This window comes from Thermophilibacter sp. ZX-H3, assembly GCF_052599055.1.
In genome coordinates this window covers 1-18,544 of sequence record NZ_JBQXES010000028.1, presented here as the reverse complement: position 1 = coordinate 18,544, position 18,544 = coordinate 1, and the positions used below count along the sequence as shown (strand labels likewise).

At 62.8% G+C, this 18,544-nt stretch carries 9 protein-coding genes; 1 reads left to right on the top strand and 8 read right to left on the bottom strand.

Annotation, left to right across the window (positions count from 1 at the left end; translation table 11 throughout):
• Positions 1–308: 308 nt before the first annotated feature.
• The 8 genes from ACULPM_RS10420 to ACULPM_RS10385 form a co-directional block, all read right to left on the bottom strand.
• Positions 309–2,192 (bottom strand): ABC transporter ATP-binding protein, encoded by a 1,884-nt coding sequence (locus tag ACULPM_RS10420; protein WP_445332198.1) that lies wholly within the window; start codon positions 2,190–2,192, stop codon positions 309–311.
• Positions 2,185–3,978, bottom strand: coding sequence for an ABC transporter ATP-binding protein (locus ACULPM_RS10415; protein WP_445332197.1), 1,794 nt, complete (start codon positions 3,976–3,978; stop codon positions 2,185–2,187). The genes ACULPM_RS10420 and ACULPM_RS10415 overlap by 8 nt, the downstream gene beginning before the upstream one ends.
• Positions 3,975–4,445, bottom strand: a complete 471-nt coding sequence (locus tag ACULPM_RS10410) for a MarR family winged helix-turn-helix transcriptional regulator (protein ID WP_167930541.1) — start codon at positions 4,443–4,445, stop codon at positions 3,975–3,977. Before ACULPM_RS10410 ends, ACULPM_RS10415 begins: the two co-directional genes overlap by 4 nt.
• A 600-nt stretch (positions 4,446–5,045) precedes the next feature.
• Positions 5,046–7,784: an N-acetylmuramoyl-L-alanine amidase gene (locus tag ACULPM_RS10405; RefSeq protein WP_445332196.1), complete on the bottom strand. Its 2,739-nt coding sequence runs from the start codon at positions 7,782–7,784 to the stop codon at positions 5,046–5,048.
• A gap of 56 nt (positions 7,785–7,840) precedes the next feature.
• Positions 7,841–9,712, bottom strand: coding sequence for a glucosaminidase domain-containing protein (locus ACULPM_RS10400; RefSeq protein ID WP_445332195.1), 1,872 nt, complete (start codon positions 9,710–9,712; stop codon positions 7,841–7,843).
• 474 nt (positions 9,713–10,186) lie between these two features.
• Positions 10,187–11,329 carry an acyltransferase gene (locus tag ACULPM_RS10395; RefSeq protein ID WP_445332194.1) on the bottom strand — a complete coding sequence of 381 codons (1,143 nt, stop codon included), beginning with the start codon at positions 11,327–11,329 and terminating at the stop codon, positions 10,187–10,189.
• A gap of 12 nt (positions 11,330–11,341) precedes the next feature.
• Positions 11,342–14,431, bottom strand: coding sequence for a DUF4422 domain-containing protein (locus tag ACULPM_RS10390; protein WP_445332193.1), 3,090 nt, complete (start codon positions 14,429–14,431; stop codon positions 11,342–11,344).
• A 58-nt stretch (positions 14,432–14,489) separates the two neighbouring features.
• A complete protein-coding gene (locus ACULPM_RS10385) occupies positions 14,490–15,713 on the bottom strand; it encodes a glycosyltransferase family 2 protein (protein WP_445332192.1) in 1,224 nt (407 codons plus the stop codon).
• A 170-nt stretch (positions 15,714–15,883) separates the two neighbouring features.
• Between ACULPM_RS10385 and ACULPM_RS10380 the strand changes: the two genes are divergently transcribed.
• Positions 15,884–18,316: a glycosyltransferase family 2 protein gene (locus ACULPM_RS10380; RefSeq protein ID WP_445332191.1), complete on the top strand. Its 2,433-nt coding sequence runs from the start codon at positions 15,884–15,886 to the stop codon at positions 18,314–18,316.
• Positions 18,317–18,544: the final 228 nt, after the last annotated feature.

Here is an 18,544-nt window from a genome sequence, read left to right as displayed (position 1 = left end):
CGGCCGGCGGGCACGCGTCGCCCTCCGAGTGACCTACGCAATTTAGCGTCACGCTAAAGATGCAGGATGAGGAGGCGTCGCTAGCCCCGCGTTGACGTTCTGGGGGTCGTGACAGCCAGGCGGCGCCCGGCGTTGGCGTTTTGGGGGTCGTGGCAATCTCCGTCGGACGCCAACAGGGCGTTCTTCCCGATACGTTGCGACTCCGGGGGTTATGGCAGGCCGATTTCTGCCATAACCCCCCGTTCGGTGACGCCAGGAGCCGACCGGCTGCCATAACCCCGAATCCGATGACGCGCAGACTCCGCCCGCTACGCGAACTGGGACCGGTACAGCTCCGCGTACGCCCCGCCCGCGGCGAGCAGCTCCGCATGCGTGCCCTGCTCGATGATGGTGCCCTTCTCCATCACGAGGATGAGGTCGGCGTCCACGATCGTGGAGAGCCGGTGCGCGATCACGAAGCTCGTGCGGTTCTCCATGATGGCCTCCATCGCGCGAACGATGGCCTGCTCGGTGCGGGTGTCCACGCTCGAGGTCGCCTCGTCGAGGATGAGGATCGCCGGGTCGGTGAGCATGGCGCGAGCAATGGTGAGCAGCTGCCGCTGTCCCTGGGAGATGTTCTCCGCGTCGTTGGAGAGCATCGTGTCGTAGCCGTGCGGGAGCGTGCGCACGAAGAAGTCCACGTGCGCGGCGCGAGCGGCCGCCTCGACCTCCTCGCGCGAGGCCCCGGGCTTGCCGTAGGCGATGTTCTCGGCGATGGTGCCCTCGAAGAGCCACGCGTCCTGCAGCACCATGCCAAACTGGCGGCGCAGCTCCGCGCGCGTGAGGTCGCGGGTGTCCACGCCGTCGAGCGTGATGCGGCCGCCGTCCACCTCGTAGAAGCGCATGAGCAGGTTGATGAGGGTCGTCTTGCCCGCGCCCGTGGCGCCGACGATGGCGACCTTCTGCCCGGGCTCGGCCACGAGCGAGACGTCACGCATGAGCGGGCGGTCCGGCGCGTAGCCAAAGCGCACGTGCTCGAAGGCAACGCGGCCCTCCACGGCCTCGGGAAGCTCGGCGGGCACGGCCGGGTCGGGCACGACCTCGTCCTCGTCCAGGAACGCGAACACGCGCTCGGCGGCTGCAAGGGCGCCCTGGAGCATGTTCACCGTGAGGGCGAGCTGCGTGAAGGGCTCGGACGCCTGCATGACGTACTGGAAGAACGCCTGGAAGACGCCCACGGAGATCTGCCCCATCACGAGCATGCCGCCGGCGAGAAGGCCGATGGTCACCTGGCAGAGGCGCATGAGGAGGCGGATGGCGGGCGCGATGGCGTTGGTCACGAAGTCGGCGTCGCCCGAGGTCTCGGCAAGGCGCTCGGCGGCCTCTGCCACCTCCGCGAGGCTCGCCTCCTCGCGCCCGAAGGCCTTGATGACGGCGCGGCCCGAGTACGCCTCCTCCACGCGCCCGGTGAGGTCGCCGAGGGCGGCCTGGCGGGCGGCGGCGAGCTTCAGGGTGCGCGCGGTCACGAGCTTGGTCGCCACGCTCGCCATGATGCCGAAGACCACGAACACGCCCGTGAGCATGAGGTCGTAGGTCGCCATGAGGATGACGGCGCCGCCGACCATGCACACGGCGATGAGCAGCTGGAGCAGCCCGCGCTGCAGCACCTCGGAGACCTTGTCGAGGTCGTTGGTGGCGCGGCTGATGGTATCGCCCGGCTGGTGCGCGTCGTAGTAGGCGAGCGGCAGGCGCGAGAGCTTCTCGCCGATTCGGCGGCGCAGGCCGAGGTTCAGCCGCTCCGCGAAGCTCGCCATGACGAGCACCTGCACCGTGTAGGCCGCCCACGCGGCCGTCCAGATGCCGAGGAACGTAAGGATCTGCAGCCCGCCGTTCTCGAGCGTCACCACGAAGGGCGCCCCGGTCTCGAAGGTGGCCTGGATGTTGTTCCAGAGCAGGTCGATGAGCCCCGCGCTGTAGGCGGTGGCGCCGAGGGACCCCGCCACGTAGAGCACGGAGCACGCCGCGGCCACGACGAGGCGCCAGCGCTGCCCGCGCGCGGCGTCCCAGAGGCGCCGCGCGGTCCCGAGCGCGTCCTCGGGCACCTCGAGCCCCTCCTCGGAGGCGTCCGGCGCCGCGGCCCGCCCGGAGGGGGCCTCCCCCCTCTCGAGCTCGGCAAGCTCGTCGAGCTCGACGTTCTTCTCGCTGCTAGGCATGGGTGTCCTCCCCCCTGGACTGGGACTCTGCGATGGCACGGTACGTGGGGCAGCCGGCCATGAGCTCGTCGTGGGTCCCCAGGCCCACGACCTCGCCGTCCTTGAGGACGACGATCTGGTCGGCGTCGTGGATGGTGCTCACGCGCTGGGCGATGATGAGCGTCGCCGCGCCGGCGAGCTCGCCCGCGAGCGCGCGGCGCAGGGCGGCGTCGGTCTTGTAGTCGAGCGCGGAGAACGAGTCGTCGAAGACGTAGAGGTCGGCCTTGCGCACGAGCGCGCGGGCGATGGCGAGGCGCTGGCGCTGGCCGCCGGAGAAGTTGGTGCCGCCCTGCGCCACGCGCGTCCCCAGCCCCTCGGGGAGCTCGCGCACGAAGCCCGCCTGCGCCACGTCGAGCGCGTGCCAGAGCCGCTCATTGGTCGCGCCGGCATCCCCGTGCCGCAGGTTCTCCGCCACGGTGCCCGAGAAGAGCCACGCCTTCTGCGGCACGTAGGCGATGCGGCGGCGCAGCTCGTCCTGCGAGAGCCGGCGCACGTCGGTACCCTCGAAGGCGAGGCTGCCCCCCGTGACGTCGTTGAAGCGCAGCAGGAGCTTGGCCACCGTGGACTTGCCCGAGCCCGTGTTGCCGATGATGGCCGTGGTCTGGCCGCGGCGCAGCGTGAACGAGATGTCGTGCAGGGTGTCCTCGTCGGCGTCGGAGAAGCGCAGGCTCGCGTGGTCAAAGCGCGCGACCTCGTCCCCGCCGGCGCCCTCCCCCGCCGCGGCGGCAAGCCGCGCCGGGGCGTCGTCGTCCTCGATCTCGGGCTCGCGGGAGAGCACCTCGGCGGCGCGCGTGAGGCACGCCAGGGCGCGCGGCACCTGGAGGATGGCGAACTGCGCCATCATGAGGAACATCATGATGAGCATCGCGTACTCCACGAGCGCGCTGATCGAGCCGATCTGCATGGCGTGGGCGCCCACGCGGTCCGCGCCGACCCACATGATTGCGGCCTCGACGGCGTTCATGAGGAAGAACGTGATGGAGTCCGTGAGCGCGAAGACGAAGTTCACGCGGATGGCGTTGGTGGCGAAGTCCTCGAACGTCTCTCCGAGGCGGCCGCGCTCGCGGGCCTCCTTGCCGAAGGCGCGGATCACGCGCACGCCGGTGATGGACTCGCGCAGGCGGGTGTTCATGTTGTCGATGAAGCCCTGGAGGCGCGTGAAGATGGGCGCGGACTTGGCCACGGCGAGCGCGCAGATGCCAATCACCACGAGCGTCACGGCCAGGAGCACCCAGCCCATGACCACGTCCGTGGAGAACGCGAGCGCCACCGCGATCACGCACGCGAGCGGCACCGGGAAGATCATGAGGATGGACATGAGCAGCGTCTGCTGCACCACGTTGGCGTCCGAGAGCGTGCGCGTGATCATGGAGCCGGTGCCGAAGGCGTTGAAGTCCGACCCCGAGAACGCGAGCGACGCGTCATAGACCCGCGTCCGCAGGTCGCGCCCCACCTTGGCGCACAGGCGCGAGGCGAGAAAGACGGTGGTGAGGTAGCCGCCCGACCCCACGAGGGCGGCGATGAGCATGGCCACGCCGTGCCCCATGAGGGCCGACATGTCACGCGTGTTGACGGCGACGTTCACCATGGCGGAGAGCTGCGTCGGGATGAAGAGCATCCCCGTCATGTCGCAGATCGCCGCCGCGAAGATGGCGGCGAGAAGCCCCTTGTACGGCGAGACGAGGCTCAGCAGAAGCCGCGCGGAGGTGCGCTTGCTGTAGTCCCGCCCCTTCTGTCTCTTGCTCACTCGGTTGCTCCCCTCTCCCTCAGTCTGGTGAGCTCGTCGTCTATGGCGCGCGCGTAGGCGTCGGCCAGGCGCAGGAACTCGGCGCGCTCCTCGGGAAGGAGCGTGCCGAACGCGCGGTCCTCGGCCTCGATGGCAGGCACGATGCGCTCGTCCGCGAAGGCACGGCCCTCCGGCGTGAGCGACACCACCTTGGAGCGTCGGTCTCCCTCGGACGAGGCCAGCTCCACGAGCCCTCGCGCCTCGAGCGTCTTGAGCGCGGAGTTGACCGTCTGCCGCGAGTACGAGAACTCCTCGGCGATGCGCGCCTGCGTGGCGCTGCCGCCCGAGACCTCGACCGCATAGAGAATCCAGTACGCGGTCTCTGAGAGCCCGCAGCCACGCGCGAGCTCGTAGTAGACCTTGTCGGTCTTCTGGTAGAGGACGTCGAGCTGACGCGCGCTCGTGACCTCGGGTTCGTTTGTCTCCATTGTCCCGCCCCGTCGTGCTCCCCCACGTGCGGAAGGCAAGGTTAGTCCGATTTCGGACGGTTGTCAAGCGGGCCGGCGGCGCTCGCATTAACGCGCACTCGTGCACGCCCCCGAACCGCCCAACAGGGCAAATGCCGAGAAGGACGTGCATGAGTGCGCGTTAATCGGAGATGAGGCTCTATCAAAGGAGACAAATCTCCCGGCTGGGAATCCTGAAGGGTCATCCGGTCAGATCGTCCCAGGAAACTCCGTCACACCACTCGTGAGACAGCCAGTCAGGTAGCACATGCTCCGGAGTACGTTCTCGCACAGCTCTACCCAAGCAATCAGGCATGCTCAAGGAGCCGCAGCGGTAGCCACTTCAAAGGCCCGGCGGATAAGGCGCGCGACGGGTGCGCTTACGAGCTTCCGCACCGACTCATCCACGGCGTATTGATTCGCCCATCCCCACTGAGTCCCAGCAAGCTAGAGACGCGCATTGCCGCCAATCGCCCGTCGTCCCTTCAGGGCATGCGACGTCGCTCCTGAGCACGCAAGGGCGGCGCGATTCATGAAATCGCGCCGCCTATTTACCGCTAGAGTTGCCTGATAGAGCCGCCGTTACGAAATCCTCTGCGCGTACTCCCAGATGCCCGCGGCAAGCTGCTCGGCAATCTGCTGCTTGCGCGCCTGATACTGAGCCATGTCGCTCGAGTTATCGATGAAGCAGATCTCGAGAAGGACGGCCGGGATGTCACCGCCGATGACGGCGAACTGCTCCTGCTTCTGGCCGCGGTCATAGAGGCCCGTGCCATCGACGAGGTGCTCGTGCATGATGTCCTGAAGCTCGGCGGAGCCGGGGGCAGCATGTACGCTGTGGATGTAGCTCTCGGAACCGGTCGCACTCCCGTTGAAGCTGTTGAAGTGAATAGAAACGAGGAAGTCACACTCGTCGGCCTCGGCCTCGTCCTGTCGGTCGCTGTAGTTGGTGTCGCCATGCGTCACCACGTCAAGGCCATACTTGCTGCGGACGATGTCAGCCACCATCTTGACAAGCTCCTCAGTGAGCTTGTACTCCTGATAGCCAGAGCCGCTCGCACCGGGGTCAAACCCCGCGCCACCGCTCGCACCGTGGCCAGAGTCAAGGTAGACACGAACGGTAGCCACGATGAGGCGCCCGTCGTTGTCACTCGTGTAGGTCTTGCCGTTGACGGAGATGCGCTCGTTGCGCGCGACATAGCCCGTTGTCTCGTCGCCATAGAAGAGGCTCTTCTTGCCAGCAAGATCGGTCTCGAAGAGGTCAACCTCAGCATAGAGGTGACCGTCGAAGCTCGTAAGGTAGTAGCGCTGGAGGGCGCCTTCGGTCATAGCCCCCGTCACCTGCCAGCCAGCGCCGGAGACGAAGTTCTCGATCAGTTTGCCATCGTTGTCCGCAACCTGCACGAACTTTCCGGAGCTCGAAAGCTCAAAGCGTTTCGTCCCGCGCAGGACGTAGCCGGCGTCAGTGCCGAAGTAGGCAGAGCCCTCGGCAACGAAGTATCCCGTCTTCGCGCCATGAGTATTGGCGTCGACCCAGTAGCGCTGGAGGCCCTGGCCGTACGCGTCGGAGATCACCCAGCCGGGGCCCGCGAGGCGCCCGTCGTTGTCGGCCAGGTAGACGTAGGTCTTCCCGTCCTCCCCCACGAAGGGGAGCGTCCCACGGAGGATCTTGGTGTCGCCCTTTGCGTACGCCCAGTACCCGAGGCCCGTGTCGAACAGGCCGTCGGCGCGGAAGGCCCCGTTCGAGCCGGCCCAGTAGCGCTCGAGCGCCCCGCCGGTGAAGTCGCCGGTCACGACCCAGCCGTTCCTGGCGACCCTGCCGTCGTTGTCGGCCCAGTAGCGGCCGTCCTCGAAGTCCCGGCCGCCGCGCAGGACGTAGCCCTCCTCGGTGGTGTAGTGGGCCCAGCCGTCCTCGGAGTAGCCCACGACCGCGGCGTGGGCGTCGGAGTCGACCCAGTAGCGCTGGAGGCCCTGGCCGTACGCGTCGGAGATCACCCAGCCGGGGCCCGCGAGGCGCCCGTCGTTGTCGGCCAGGTAGACGTAGGTCTTCCCGTCCTCCCCCACGAAGGGGAGCGTCCCACGGAGGATCTTGGTGTCGCCCTTTGCGTACGCCCAGTACCCGAGGCCCGTGTCGAACAGGCCGTCGGCGCGGAAGGCCCCGTTCGAGCCGGCCCAGTAGCGCTCGAGCGCCCCGCCGGTGAAGTCGCCGGTCACGACCCAGCCGTTCCTGGCGACCCTGCCGTCGTTGTCGGCCCAGTAGCGGCCGTCCTCGAAGTCCCGGCCGCCGCGCAGGACGTAGCCCTCCTCGGTGGTGTAGTGGGCCCAGCCGTCCTCGGAGTAGCCCACGACCGCGGCGTGGGCGTCGGAGTCGACCCAGTAGCGCTGGAGAGAGCCGTCAGCCTCGTACTCGTTGGTCACAACCCAGCCGGGACCCTCGAGCCTGCCCTCGTTGTCGGCAAGGTAGAAATAGGTCTTCCCATCCTCGGGGTTCACGTACTCATACTTTCCGCGGGCGACATAGCCTTCATCCGTACGGAAGAACCAGCTCTTTACCCCGTCGATCATTGCCTCGAAGAGGTCGGCGCGAAGGCTCACGCCCTCGCCCTTGTCACCGAGCCAGTAGCGCTGTAGCCCAGAGGAGGCACCGTTGATGGCCTCGTCGGTGACAAGCCATCCCGAGGACTTGGTTCCGTCGGCACCGTAGTAGACGTAGTTTTCGCCCTCCTGCTGCCACCCGCTCAGCACGACGCCATCGGTCAGGCCCGTAGCCTTGACATCCTCGGACGAAGTGACAGGAGAGTCGGTGGCCGCATCAGCCTGAGGCAGATTCACCCCTTCGATCGTGGAGGCCTCGTCAGGGGCGGGAGATCCAACCTCGGAAGACCCGTCGTCCTCAGCCTCGGCGGAATCTTCCTGTGAGATGGTGTCCCCGTCGGGGCAGTCTTCCCCCTCAGCTGACGTCTGCCCCTCGGTCTCGGGCAAGGTGGAGCCGCCTTCGGCCTCCTGCTTGTCGGAAGTCTCTCCCCCGACGGCATCTCCCTCGACCGAAGGCTCGCCCTCCTCTCCGCCCGGGTTGACGTGATTGGGCTCAGTCGAAGAAGGGACCTCCGGCACGGAGGCGTCAATGAGCTCCGCGGGGCTCGGAACCGACCCAGCAGGAGCCGCCATCGCCGGGGTGGAAAGACCGGCGCTGACCGCCCCGGCAGCCTTGTTAGTCCCAAGCTCCTCCGCCCACGCCGTTCCGCCAAAGCCCATCGCAAGTGTACCCGCAATGGCAGACGTCAGGAGGATGGGGCCGATATATCTCTTACTTGAAGACACGCTCGATCCTTTCTCGAACGAACAAATCAATGCAGCAGCCCTACAAAGTTGGAATTCTAGTACCTCGACAGGCCAGAGAGAATGGCCCGGAGGCTCTCTCCATATCCCGTACTGGCCGCCCATTTTCCAGCAAGCTGCTCCATCGTAGGAGCACTTCCCCGTTTCACGTACTGGAAGCGCGGATCAACGCACGCATTATTGAGCGCCTCGGTCGATGCATAGGCCTTGAGGTGCTGCACTTGGGCACGAATCCCGGTGCGGACGTCCGGGAAGGAATTGCCGGGGACGCCACCGCCCGTGGCGCCGATACCGGCGAAGTTGAACTGGTCAATCTTGACGTCGCCGCCAAACTGGAGCCACCCTGTCTCCAGCATCGCCTGGGTGAAGACGATCTCCGCACGCACCCCCTCGGCAGCGGCCTCCTCGCAGATGATGGTGCAGAACGTCCGGATGTCCGGCGCACCACCCCTGCCAAGGGCCTCGGAGGGATAGGCCTTGTGCTGGGCGTTGTAGTAGCTGACCATCTGGTCGACGGTGTTCTGTGACACCCCCATGATGCGGTTTCCGAGCACGCCGTCGTTGTCGGCAAATAGCAGTGTCCCGCTCGGGGTGGTGTATTCCCCGCGCACCACGTAGCCCGTGTCCTCGCGGCCGTAGTAGTCGAAGTCGCCGACCGAGAACCTGCCGAGGCGCGCGCCGTAGTACTTTCCACTCGTCGACCTCGTGAGGTAGTAACGCTGCAGAACGCCTCCGTCATACGACCCCGTGACAAGCCAGTCCTGCTTGCCCCAGGCAAGCCTGCCGTCATTGTCCGCAAGGAGCATCACGCCGTCCAGGGCGAGCTTGCCACGCAGGATGGTACCGTCATCCTTTGCATAGGCGTATCCGGTGGCACCCGTGTTGACAAGCTCCCCAGAGACCACGCTTCCGCCCTGCAGCCAGTAGCGCTGGAGCCCCTGGCCCCAGCCGTCGGTGACCACCCAGCCGTCGGTGACAAGGCGCCCGTCGTTGTCCGCGTAAAGCCTCTCTCCATCGATTACGGAAGCCCCGCGCAGAACGGCGCCGCTGGGCAGCGTATAGTGGCCCCATCCGTCGGACGACCGTCCGGGAACGCACGCGCCGGTCTTGTCATCAACCCAGTAGCGCTCCAGCGAGCCACCGGAATATGCCCCGGTCACGACCCAGCCGGAGCTCTCCAGCTTGCCGTCATTGTTCGCCAGATAGACGTAGCCGGTGGAGGGGTCGGTCCACTTGCCCCGGACGACGGCGCCCGTCCCAGTTGCATAGGCTTTCCAGCCTGCCTTGGAGGCGGGGATGAGCGCGTTGGTCACCGCTCGCCCGTCCTCAAACCAATAGCGCTGCAGGTCACCCGAGGTATAGTCGCCGGTCACGAGCCAGCCGCTCTGGAAGAGGCGCCCGTCGTTGTCCGCGTAGACCTTGTTCCCGGCATTGTCATAGCCCGCCCCGCGCAGCACATAGCCGCCATCCGTGGTGAGGTGCAACCACCCCTCGGACGAGGGGCCCGGCTCACAGGCATGGCTCTCGGGATCGATCCAATAACGCTGCAGGCCCTGGCCATAGGCGTCTGTTACGACCCAGCCGGGGCCTTCGAGCCTGCCGTCGTTGTCCGCTAAATAGACGTACCCCGTTGAGGAGTCGGTCCATCGACCGCGGACGATAGTACCATCCGGCTTGGCATAGCCATAGCTTCCGTCTGTAGCGCGAACCAGCTCGCCAATCGCGAGGCTTCCGTCGGCGTGCAGCCAATAGCGCTCGAGACCACTCGTCACGCCGTCCGGACGCTCCGCGACAACGAGCCATCCGGTTGCCCTGGTGCCATCAGCCCTGTAATAGACGTAACCATCGCCCTCACGATGCCATCCAGCGGAAACGCTCGCCTGAGAACCGGCCTCCTCCAGCTCGGGCACGAGAGACATCGTTGACGCACTTGTCTCAGCGCCCTCCATAGCAGCATCTGACCCGTCGACGGGGTCGGCCTCTGGGTCATCACCCCCATCGGTAACCACGACCTCTGAGTCAAGGCTCTCGGCGGGGACGGGCTCCTCCGCATCAACCGAAGCGCTCGTGCCAGAACCGGGCTCAGAGAACGAAAGGACGTCGGAGGAGCTGACAATCGGCTCAGCAGGGGCGGCTTCGGCAAGGGCTGCGGGGGGAGCGCCCAAAAGCGCCGTTACGCACACGAAGGCAGCCGCCCCGGTCCGCATGCTTGAGATGACAGAGCTTTTCAGGGGCATGGGTGGCTTCCTTCCAATCGCTTGCCGCTTCAGCCGTCCTTGCGCTAATGGAAAAGTATACGAGAGCGGCTGGAGGGGCTCAGGAAAAACACGACAGCAACGAAACCGCTACAGCCCCTCAACCAGCTCGTGAGGGCTCGGCGACAGCTAGGAGCCAAAAGGGCGTACGAGGAGCCGCCGGACAGCCATCTTTGCCTTCTTGAGGAGAAAGCGACCGAGCACCACCACAGCAAGCGTGAGGGCATAGACCAGCACCGCCCTTGGGAAAGGCTCTGGGAACGCCGAGAGGAGCTGCCCGAGAACTCCACCACCCGTCCAGTTGACCAGCAGGATATGGAAGAGATAGATGCCGAACGCCGACTGAGAAAGGAGCCTCAGCACCCCTGTTGCCGCCTCAGGCAACCCCTCGAGACGATCTTCGAGCGACCTGGCAAAATAGAACAGAGACACTGCCTCAATGACGCAAAGCGGCGAGGTAATGCCAACAAGATAGTTGTTATATGGCGCCAAAGCCTCGGACGAGAAGAACCCGTGCTCCCAAAGCCCTCCGGCGAGCATCGCCACGCCACCGAGCAGAGAGAGGACAAGCGCCCACAGGGCAGTGCCCTGGCGCCGGGCATAAGCATTAATGTAATACCCCAGAAGGTAGTAAAGCAGGTTCACGTTGGAGAAGAGCGCCCAGCCAAACAGCGTCTGAAAGTAGGCGGGATTTGCCCCAAGATGCGTGGCCATCGGCATGAGCACGCCAACAACAAGGCAAAGGACAATCGCATACTCAAGGAGCCTGCGCCTCGTCACCACGAGGGACAGCAGGGGCGTCAGGATATAGAGGTAGACGATTGAATAAAGGAACCAGTAGATATCCAGGATGCCGTTTGTCAGAAACCCCTTGAGAAACTCCTTGGGGCTTGCCGCTCCGCCAAATCGCTCCGCTCCATAAAATGAGTCGGGGAACGCGCAGAAAATCAGGTAGCAGAAGAGGCTCGCGAGGAGCAGGGAAACTCCAACGCGCAGAAGCCTCTTCCGCATGAACGTTTTCGTGGAGTATCTCGAGCGATAACCCAGGAGATTCATACCGCTCACCATGAAGAACACGGGGACGGCAAAGATGGCAAAAGACTGGCTCGCCAGAGAGGCCACCCAACCTAGGGAGCGCTCGGGGGAGAACACGCCAAGCGAGGTATGGAGAAGAACGACGGCAAAGCTGGAGATTATGTTCAGCACGTCAACAAATACGAGCCGACGCCCACCGATTGCCGTCTTCCCATGTCCCAGTGAATCAACGTTCACGCCAGACAACCCCTACCTTCTCCCCCTCAGGGCCCTAACGACGCCCTTGAGCGCCTCGCGCCTCCTTGAGCCGAGAGGAAGGATGGCGTCTGCAACCCCCCTCACCGGACTGTCTTCCGCAAGGGCACGCTCATGCCTGGTCAGCTCCTCGATGACCTCGCGCCTCGCCCGCTCGACCTCCTCGGTGGTCTGTCGGGAGTCTGAGTACGCCATGAGCAGGAGGCGCTCGTAGTATGGGGTCTCACGCGCGTACCACCAGAACCGCTCGGCGAGGTCGCACGAGCCCGGCTTCCACGGCTTCTCATAACCAGCGTAATGGATGACCTTGGGCTGAAGATACGCCGCCATGAAGTCGTCGTACATGGCGGCCGGGGCGAACGAGAACACCCTCTTAAAGCGGTCCCCGCAGTTGATCATCACGTTCCACGCGGTATCGAGAAAGACCACGCCTCCCTCGCACTCCGCGTTCAGGATGTCCTGGTCATCGTAGATGTACTTCGGCTCCGCCGCCATCTCGAGCCATTTCTCAACCATATGGAGCCTGCGCATCTTCTGTGTGCTCATCAGGAGAACGCCGGCCTGAAAGTAGCTCAAGGGGTCACGCAGCCCGAGCACGTCCTTGGAGTAGCGGACGCGCTCGCCGTCGTTGAGGTCGAGGTTTCCCGCATAGTCGATATCGTGGGCGGCGGCAAGGATGTTGTCTCCCAGGTCCATGGCGAAGAGCTCCGAGACGTCCCCCTCGATGATGAGGTCGGAGTCAAGGTAGAGCACCTTGTCATAGCAGGAGAGTACATCTTGGATGAGGAAGCGATAGTACGTCTCCACGCTGATGTGCGCATTGCTCGTCTGAAGGTCGTAGGCACGAATGAGCGGCCAGACGTTGACGAATCGCACGCTCGCGTTGGGATACGCCGAGAAGAACGACCTCATCTCCCGCTGATGAGTCTCCGAGATGTCCTTCTCCAGGACCACGATGTCATAGAAGCACCTCTTCGAGGCATTCTTGAGCATCGAGAGGATTGTGGTTGTCACCATGGGCACATAGCCATCGTCAGACGCAAAGACCACGGGGACGACAGGCATGCCATGATTCTTGACAGGCTCGATCTTCTCGATGACGTAGTGCTCGGGTCGCTCGAAGTGGACACATTGGAGCTGCTTCCACACAAGCCCTGGGTTCACGCGCTTTTCGTGTAAAAGGTAGATGTTGAGCAGGCGCTCGGAGAGGTGCCCCGGGGTCCTGAGCGACTCGTGACTGAGATGAGTGGTATCCCACTCGTCAACGAAGCGCTCAAGAATGGGGAACAACCACGAGCAGTAATCCAAAAACATCTTCCTGCGCATGATGAACATGTTGCAGAAGCAGGACCTGCTTGAGCGTAGATAGGCATCGGCGTCCTCGCCATACTCGGGATGCATCTCCCGCATGATCTCAACCACGCGCTCGAGGTCCTCGACGTGGAGGTAGGGAGAGCGGCGATAGAGGTCCAAGGGGTTCTCGTACGCCTCGGGGAACTTGCTGAAGTCGTTGACGCCCGTCGTGATGACGTCGCAGCCCTTTACCGCCTCTGCGATAGAGGCGTCATCAAGGCGGTAGAGCGCCTGGGTCCCCCAGCAAATCTCGTTGTCCATCACCTCACCATAGGGATTCTCCTCATGCCATTCATCGGAGAAGTCAAAGTATCTGCGATAGTGGCAGAATCCATAGTATTCGGCCTCCACGTTCTTCCATGCCCAGTACTGCGTGGTGAGCTCGCAGTACATGGCGTTAAGGCCCGCGATGTTCTCGCCCTCATCGTCCTGGAATGCCCAGAGAAGGCGCCTTCGGGGGGACTTTGCCCCCACCTGAACCGGCTGGAGAATGTCGCTGTGGAACGTGTCCACGTCCTTGTGCGTGGTAACAAAGATGCGGATAGGCTGTTTCTCGTAGGAAGAGCGCTTGATGATAGAGGGCGCGGCGTTCTCCCCCGCCCAGGCCGAACGACGTTCCAGATCGGCAATGTGATCGCGAGCCGCGAGCCTAAGGGTGGCGTACTCATCGGCGCCCTCGTCGCCGGCGCGGCGGGCGAGCTCCTCGCCAAGGCGATACCAAGAGAGGTACTCTTCCGCGCCGGTGAAGCTCTCGCCACCGCTCCACTGAGAGAACGCCTTGTCACGCGCCAGACGCATGAGCTGCTCCGCAACGGGCAGGGCGCCGACCGTCTTGGCGGCATACTCGGCAGCAGGCAGCTTCTCCTCGCCAGGGACCCTGACGTCCCAGTCGTTCATGAGAAGGTCGCAGAGCTTCCGCTTGGCCCCGTCTACGCAGCTCGAGAGCGCAGGGTCCGCCGAGGCCGAGCTGGCATACTCCTCCATGGCAGACATGCAATCCCAAAACTGGTCGACAAACCGACGGAAGGTGCCCCCATCGATGGCGCTCTCCCCCGTAACCCCGCGACCATAGAAGTAGCGCAGCGCCTTGATTGAGTTGTCCGTCAGCTCCCCCTCTGAGAGGTCGCAGAGGACGAGGGTCTCGTAGCAGTCCTCGGCCCGCTCAAGGCGGTTGGCAGTCATCAGTGAGAACGCGCGCCTTGCGAGGGGCGTGCGATAGACGCGCTGCGTGGTGCGCCAGTCCTGGAGATAGCCCCCATCGGCGGAGAAGATCGCCCTACAGAGGTCCTCGCGCGGGAGGTAGTCGACCTTACCGTTGATATAGGACCCGAATGAGGCTGCCCCCTCCTCGGAGACGCCAGCCGAAACGACCTCGATGCCAAAGTGGAGCATGTCAACCGGACGCCGCTCAAGCACGACGGAGAGCTCCTCGAGCGCCGTCGGAGCAAGCTCGTCATCGGCATCGAGAAACAGCAGGTAGTCCCCGGAGCAGGCGTCGACCCCGGCCGCGCGCGCAAGGTGAAGGCCGCGGTTCGCCCCCAGGTTAACCACCTTGAACCGTTCGTCCTTCTCGGCAAAGGCCTCGGAGATTTGCCTCGTGTTGTCCGGGCTGGCATCGTTCACCACGACGCACTCCCAATGCGGATACGTCTGAGCCGAGACGCTCCCCAGGCACCCGGGGAGATACTCGTCATTTTTGTAGGCCGTTACCACAACAGAGAAAGACAGCATGAGAGAACCTCCAGAGAAAGGTCGGCAGGAGCATTATAGCGGGAGGAGATTGGCGCTTCTACCTGCCCATAGCCCTACGAATCACACTCGTGAGCCTGTGGACGAGCCCGCTGGGGGCGCAGGCCGTCCTCCTCTCGCCCACAAGGCCGCAGTCCCGCAGGTGGCAGAGGGCGATATCCCTCATCTCACGATACCTCCCATTGCTCCCATCAAACCCGAGCGCCTTCTCCGCCTTGCGGGCAAGCTCGAGGTAATGCAGGACCTCCCGCTCGAGCGCCTTAGCCTCCTCGGTTGACCTATCTTTCTGCTGGAGAAGCGCGTACGCCCTGTCCCGTACGAAACGATAGAGCTCCCCGCACACGGCGTCTGCAGGCAGGTACTCGAGGGCGATGTCACAGCCCTCGTCCTTGAGGTTGTCAGGAAGGCTGTCCATCCACTCATTCATAGCGTGGAACGCAAGGCGGTCGCGAAGGCTATCAAGCCGCTCGTCCCAGTCATCGCGCTCTGGCGCGTCCAGCCCATCCGCATAGCGCTTCGCAAGGAGAAGGGCCTTTCCATCAGCGGCGGCAAGTCGACCATACGACTTTAGGTCGAGGACTTTCCCGTATGTCTCTCCCCTTCCTAGGTGGTAAATGTACCAAGGCGCATTGGGAATCGCCTCATAGGACCGTGCCTGAGAGCAAAGAATAAAACTCATGTAGATATCATCAGAGAGAACTAGCCGTTCGTCCGACGCTAGGGAGTAGCAGCTCCTAGCAAAATCCCCATTGAACATCTTATGGTGAACATGCCAGTCAAACCCCCCCGATTCAAGGAGCTGCGCTCTGAGGATATCCGGGCCCTCAATACGACGCGCGGGAGGCGTCAGAAAGCCCTCCATCCCCTCGCGCGCGCCCGCCGCGGCATCGCCCGTCGCAAGCACCTTGGCAGAGAAGTGGTAGATGTCAGCGGGATGTGCCGCCGCATACTCAACGAGCTTCCGGATGGCGTCGCAATCGAGCTCGTCGTCCTGATCAACGAGAAGAACGTAGTCGCCGATACTCGCAAGAACCCCCGCCTTGCGAGCGGCGAGGGTCCCCGCGTTCTCTTTCAACAAGAGCGGCTTGACGCGGCCATCTCGCCGCGCGTGACGGCAAATCACATTCGACGTGTCATCCGGGCTCGCATCATCAACGACGATGATCTCCACATCGTGGAATGACTGCCTCTCTATGCTTGTCAGGCATTCATCAAGATACATCGAGGAACAGTACGCTGGAATCACAACAGAGACGAGCGGCACCAATACCTCCCAGAATAGAGACCGGGCAGATGTTTCGCTGAGACCATTATGACATGCAGACAGATTCCTCCCGTCAAAACGCATAGCACCACCGGTTGCTATACTTCCAAGAGGCATCGACGACCTAATGCCACGCACTAATCACCCCGAGCTTTGGAGGCGCGACGCGCATGAGGGTCAAGTCCAAGCTACTTTGCAGGGCAAGCGAGAAAATATATGAGCTTCTTGATATCGCTGAGATCGGTAACGGTAATGTCGTCTCCCCCGTCTACTCCGAATGCGACGGACGGCTACCGCTTCCGTGCCGTCTCTTCTTTCTTGAAAAGGGCGGCGCAAGCGCTCGCGCGGTGGCGGTATATCCGGACCTCCCCATCGAGAACGCCTTCTACACGCTCGCCGAGCTGCTTCCGAACGGCGATTTGACGGATTCAGCATCGGTCAACGTGAACTTCAAGTCAGCGAAATGGCACTCGAGGCTCAACTATCGCACCAACGCGAGCGGCTGCGCAGCCATTCGTTGCATCGACGAAAGGACTCCGGAATACGGGGACACCAACCTTAAGCTGCTGACCGTTATCTCAACGCCCTCTCATGTCATACTGCGGGTTGCGGCAACTTGGCCTGAGATAACGCAGAACGATGACATGCAGTTCACGTTCCTGAACAATCGCCTAGAGACGGTATCGTCAGACTTCGTCCTGCTGGGATCAACCTCCCTGCCCTCTCGCGTTGCGGGCGCACCGGCACACCGTAGGACAACGTTCTCGGTAAGGGTGCCTTGGAACCAAGAGATCCTTTACGTCCTCGCCCATTCCGAGTCCCGCCCCGGACAGGACTTCACATGGACAATCACCCAAGCCGAGTGCGATGCTCTTCGAGAGCCCATGGATCGGCTTCTTTATCACCACGCCGGACTCGACCCATATTATGGAGAGTGGTTAAGTCTCCATCGTGCGACCAGGTACGAGCTTGACTCGCAACGCGCTCATCAACCAGCCAACGGAGTCAAGTTCAGCGTGATCGTTCCGCTTTACAAGACACCCGTCAACCTTTTTCGGGACATGGCTGACAGCGTTTTGAATCAGACCTATGAGAACTGGGAGCTCGTCCTTGTGAATGCAAGCCCAGAGTCTGCGGAACTCGCCGACGAAGTTGAGCGATGCTGCGAGAAAGATCAACGAGTGAGATCTTTGACGCTCCCAAAGAACGGTGGGATATCAGAGAACACGAACGCGGGCATCGCCATGGCGGAGGGGGACTACGTCTGCTTCTTCGATCATGACGACCTCCTTGAGCCTGACGCGCTCTACGAATACGCAAGGGCTATTTCTGAGGACCCTGACATTGACCTCCTCTATTGCGACGAAGACAAGCTCATGCCCGACGGCACGTATGCAATGCCGTTCTTTAAGCCTGATTTCAGCATAGACATGTTGCGGAACAACAACTACGTCTGCCATATGCTGACAATCAGAAAAACACTGCTTGACCAGCTCGAGCCCAATACCGCTGAGTTTGATGGAGCCCAGGACCACAACCTGACTCTTGAGGCGGCTGAGAGGACCAGACACATCCACCATGTGCCCAGAATCCTGTACCACTGGCGGGTCACCCCCTCGTCCACGGCCTCAGGATCTGACTCTAAGCCCTATGCCGTGAAGAGCGGCATCAGGGCAGTGAGTCGCCATCTTGAGCGTCTGGGGCTTAGGGCGACGGTCTCTGCAGCGGAACGGCCGTTCACATACAAGATCATCTACGACGTCCCCGAACCCCATCCCCTCGTATCCATCGTCATCCCAACCAAGGACAATGCACCCATCTTGCAGCGTTGCATCGAATCAATTATTAATAGAACTACATATAATAATTATGAGATTGTTCTTGTTGACAACGGAAGCGAGAAGGACGAGACGCGCTCGCTCTATACTAAGCTGATAAGCAGCCATGGGGATAGAATCAGAATCGAGGCTTACTCCAAAGAGTTCAATTTCTCCAGACTTGTAAATGTGGGCGCACGGGCAAGCAGGGGTAGCTATCTCCTCCTGCTCAATAATGATACTGAGGTTGTCACCGAAAACTGGATAGAAATCATGCTGGGCCTCTGCGCGCGCAGTGACGTGGGAGCCGTGGGGGTGAAGCTGCTCTACCCAGACGGAACCGTGCAGCACGCAGGCGTCAACACAACTGGTGAGCCGGGGCACTTCTTCACGCATATTCCTGACGGATCTCACAGCTACTTCGAGCTTCTTGAGACTCCGCGCAATCTCTCTGCAGTAACGGCTGCCTGCATGATGACGGCGCGTTCCTCATTTGACCTCGTGGGGGGCTTCGACGAGGAACTTGCGGTGGCATACAATGACATCGACTACTGCTTCAGGCTTCAGGAGAAGGACCTGCTGATTGTCTATAGCCCTCTCGTTACGCTCTATCATTACGAATCTCTCAGCAGGGGCTTTGACGAGGACCCCGCGAGCAGGGCGCGCTACCTCAAAGAGAAAGCGACGCTTACCGCGCGTTGGGCGGACAGATTCTCTCGAACCGACCCCTATTACACTCCCAATCTGAGACATGGGCTACCCGAGAGCTGCTACTACGTGTTCTAACTAATCTACAAACGAGGGTTATAGGACAAAATGTGTGTCTCGGCAGAACGCCTGTCCTAGTCCAGCCAGAAGGGGTACGGGTCCTTGTGGTGGAGCTCCTTCCACACGACCCGGTCGCCCCACTCCGGGCCCCCGTCGTCGCGCTTGGGGCCCGCCGAGTAGGTCCTGTAGAGCAGGTCGATGTCGTCGTCGGTCGGCATGGACGAGAGGGCGTCGCGCGCGGGCCTC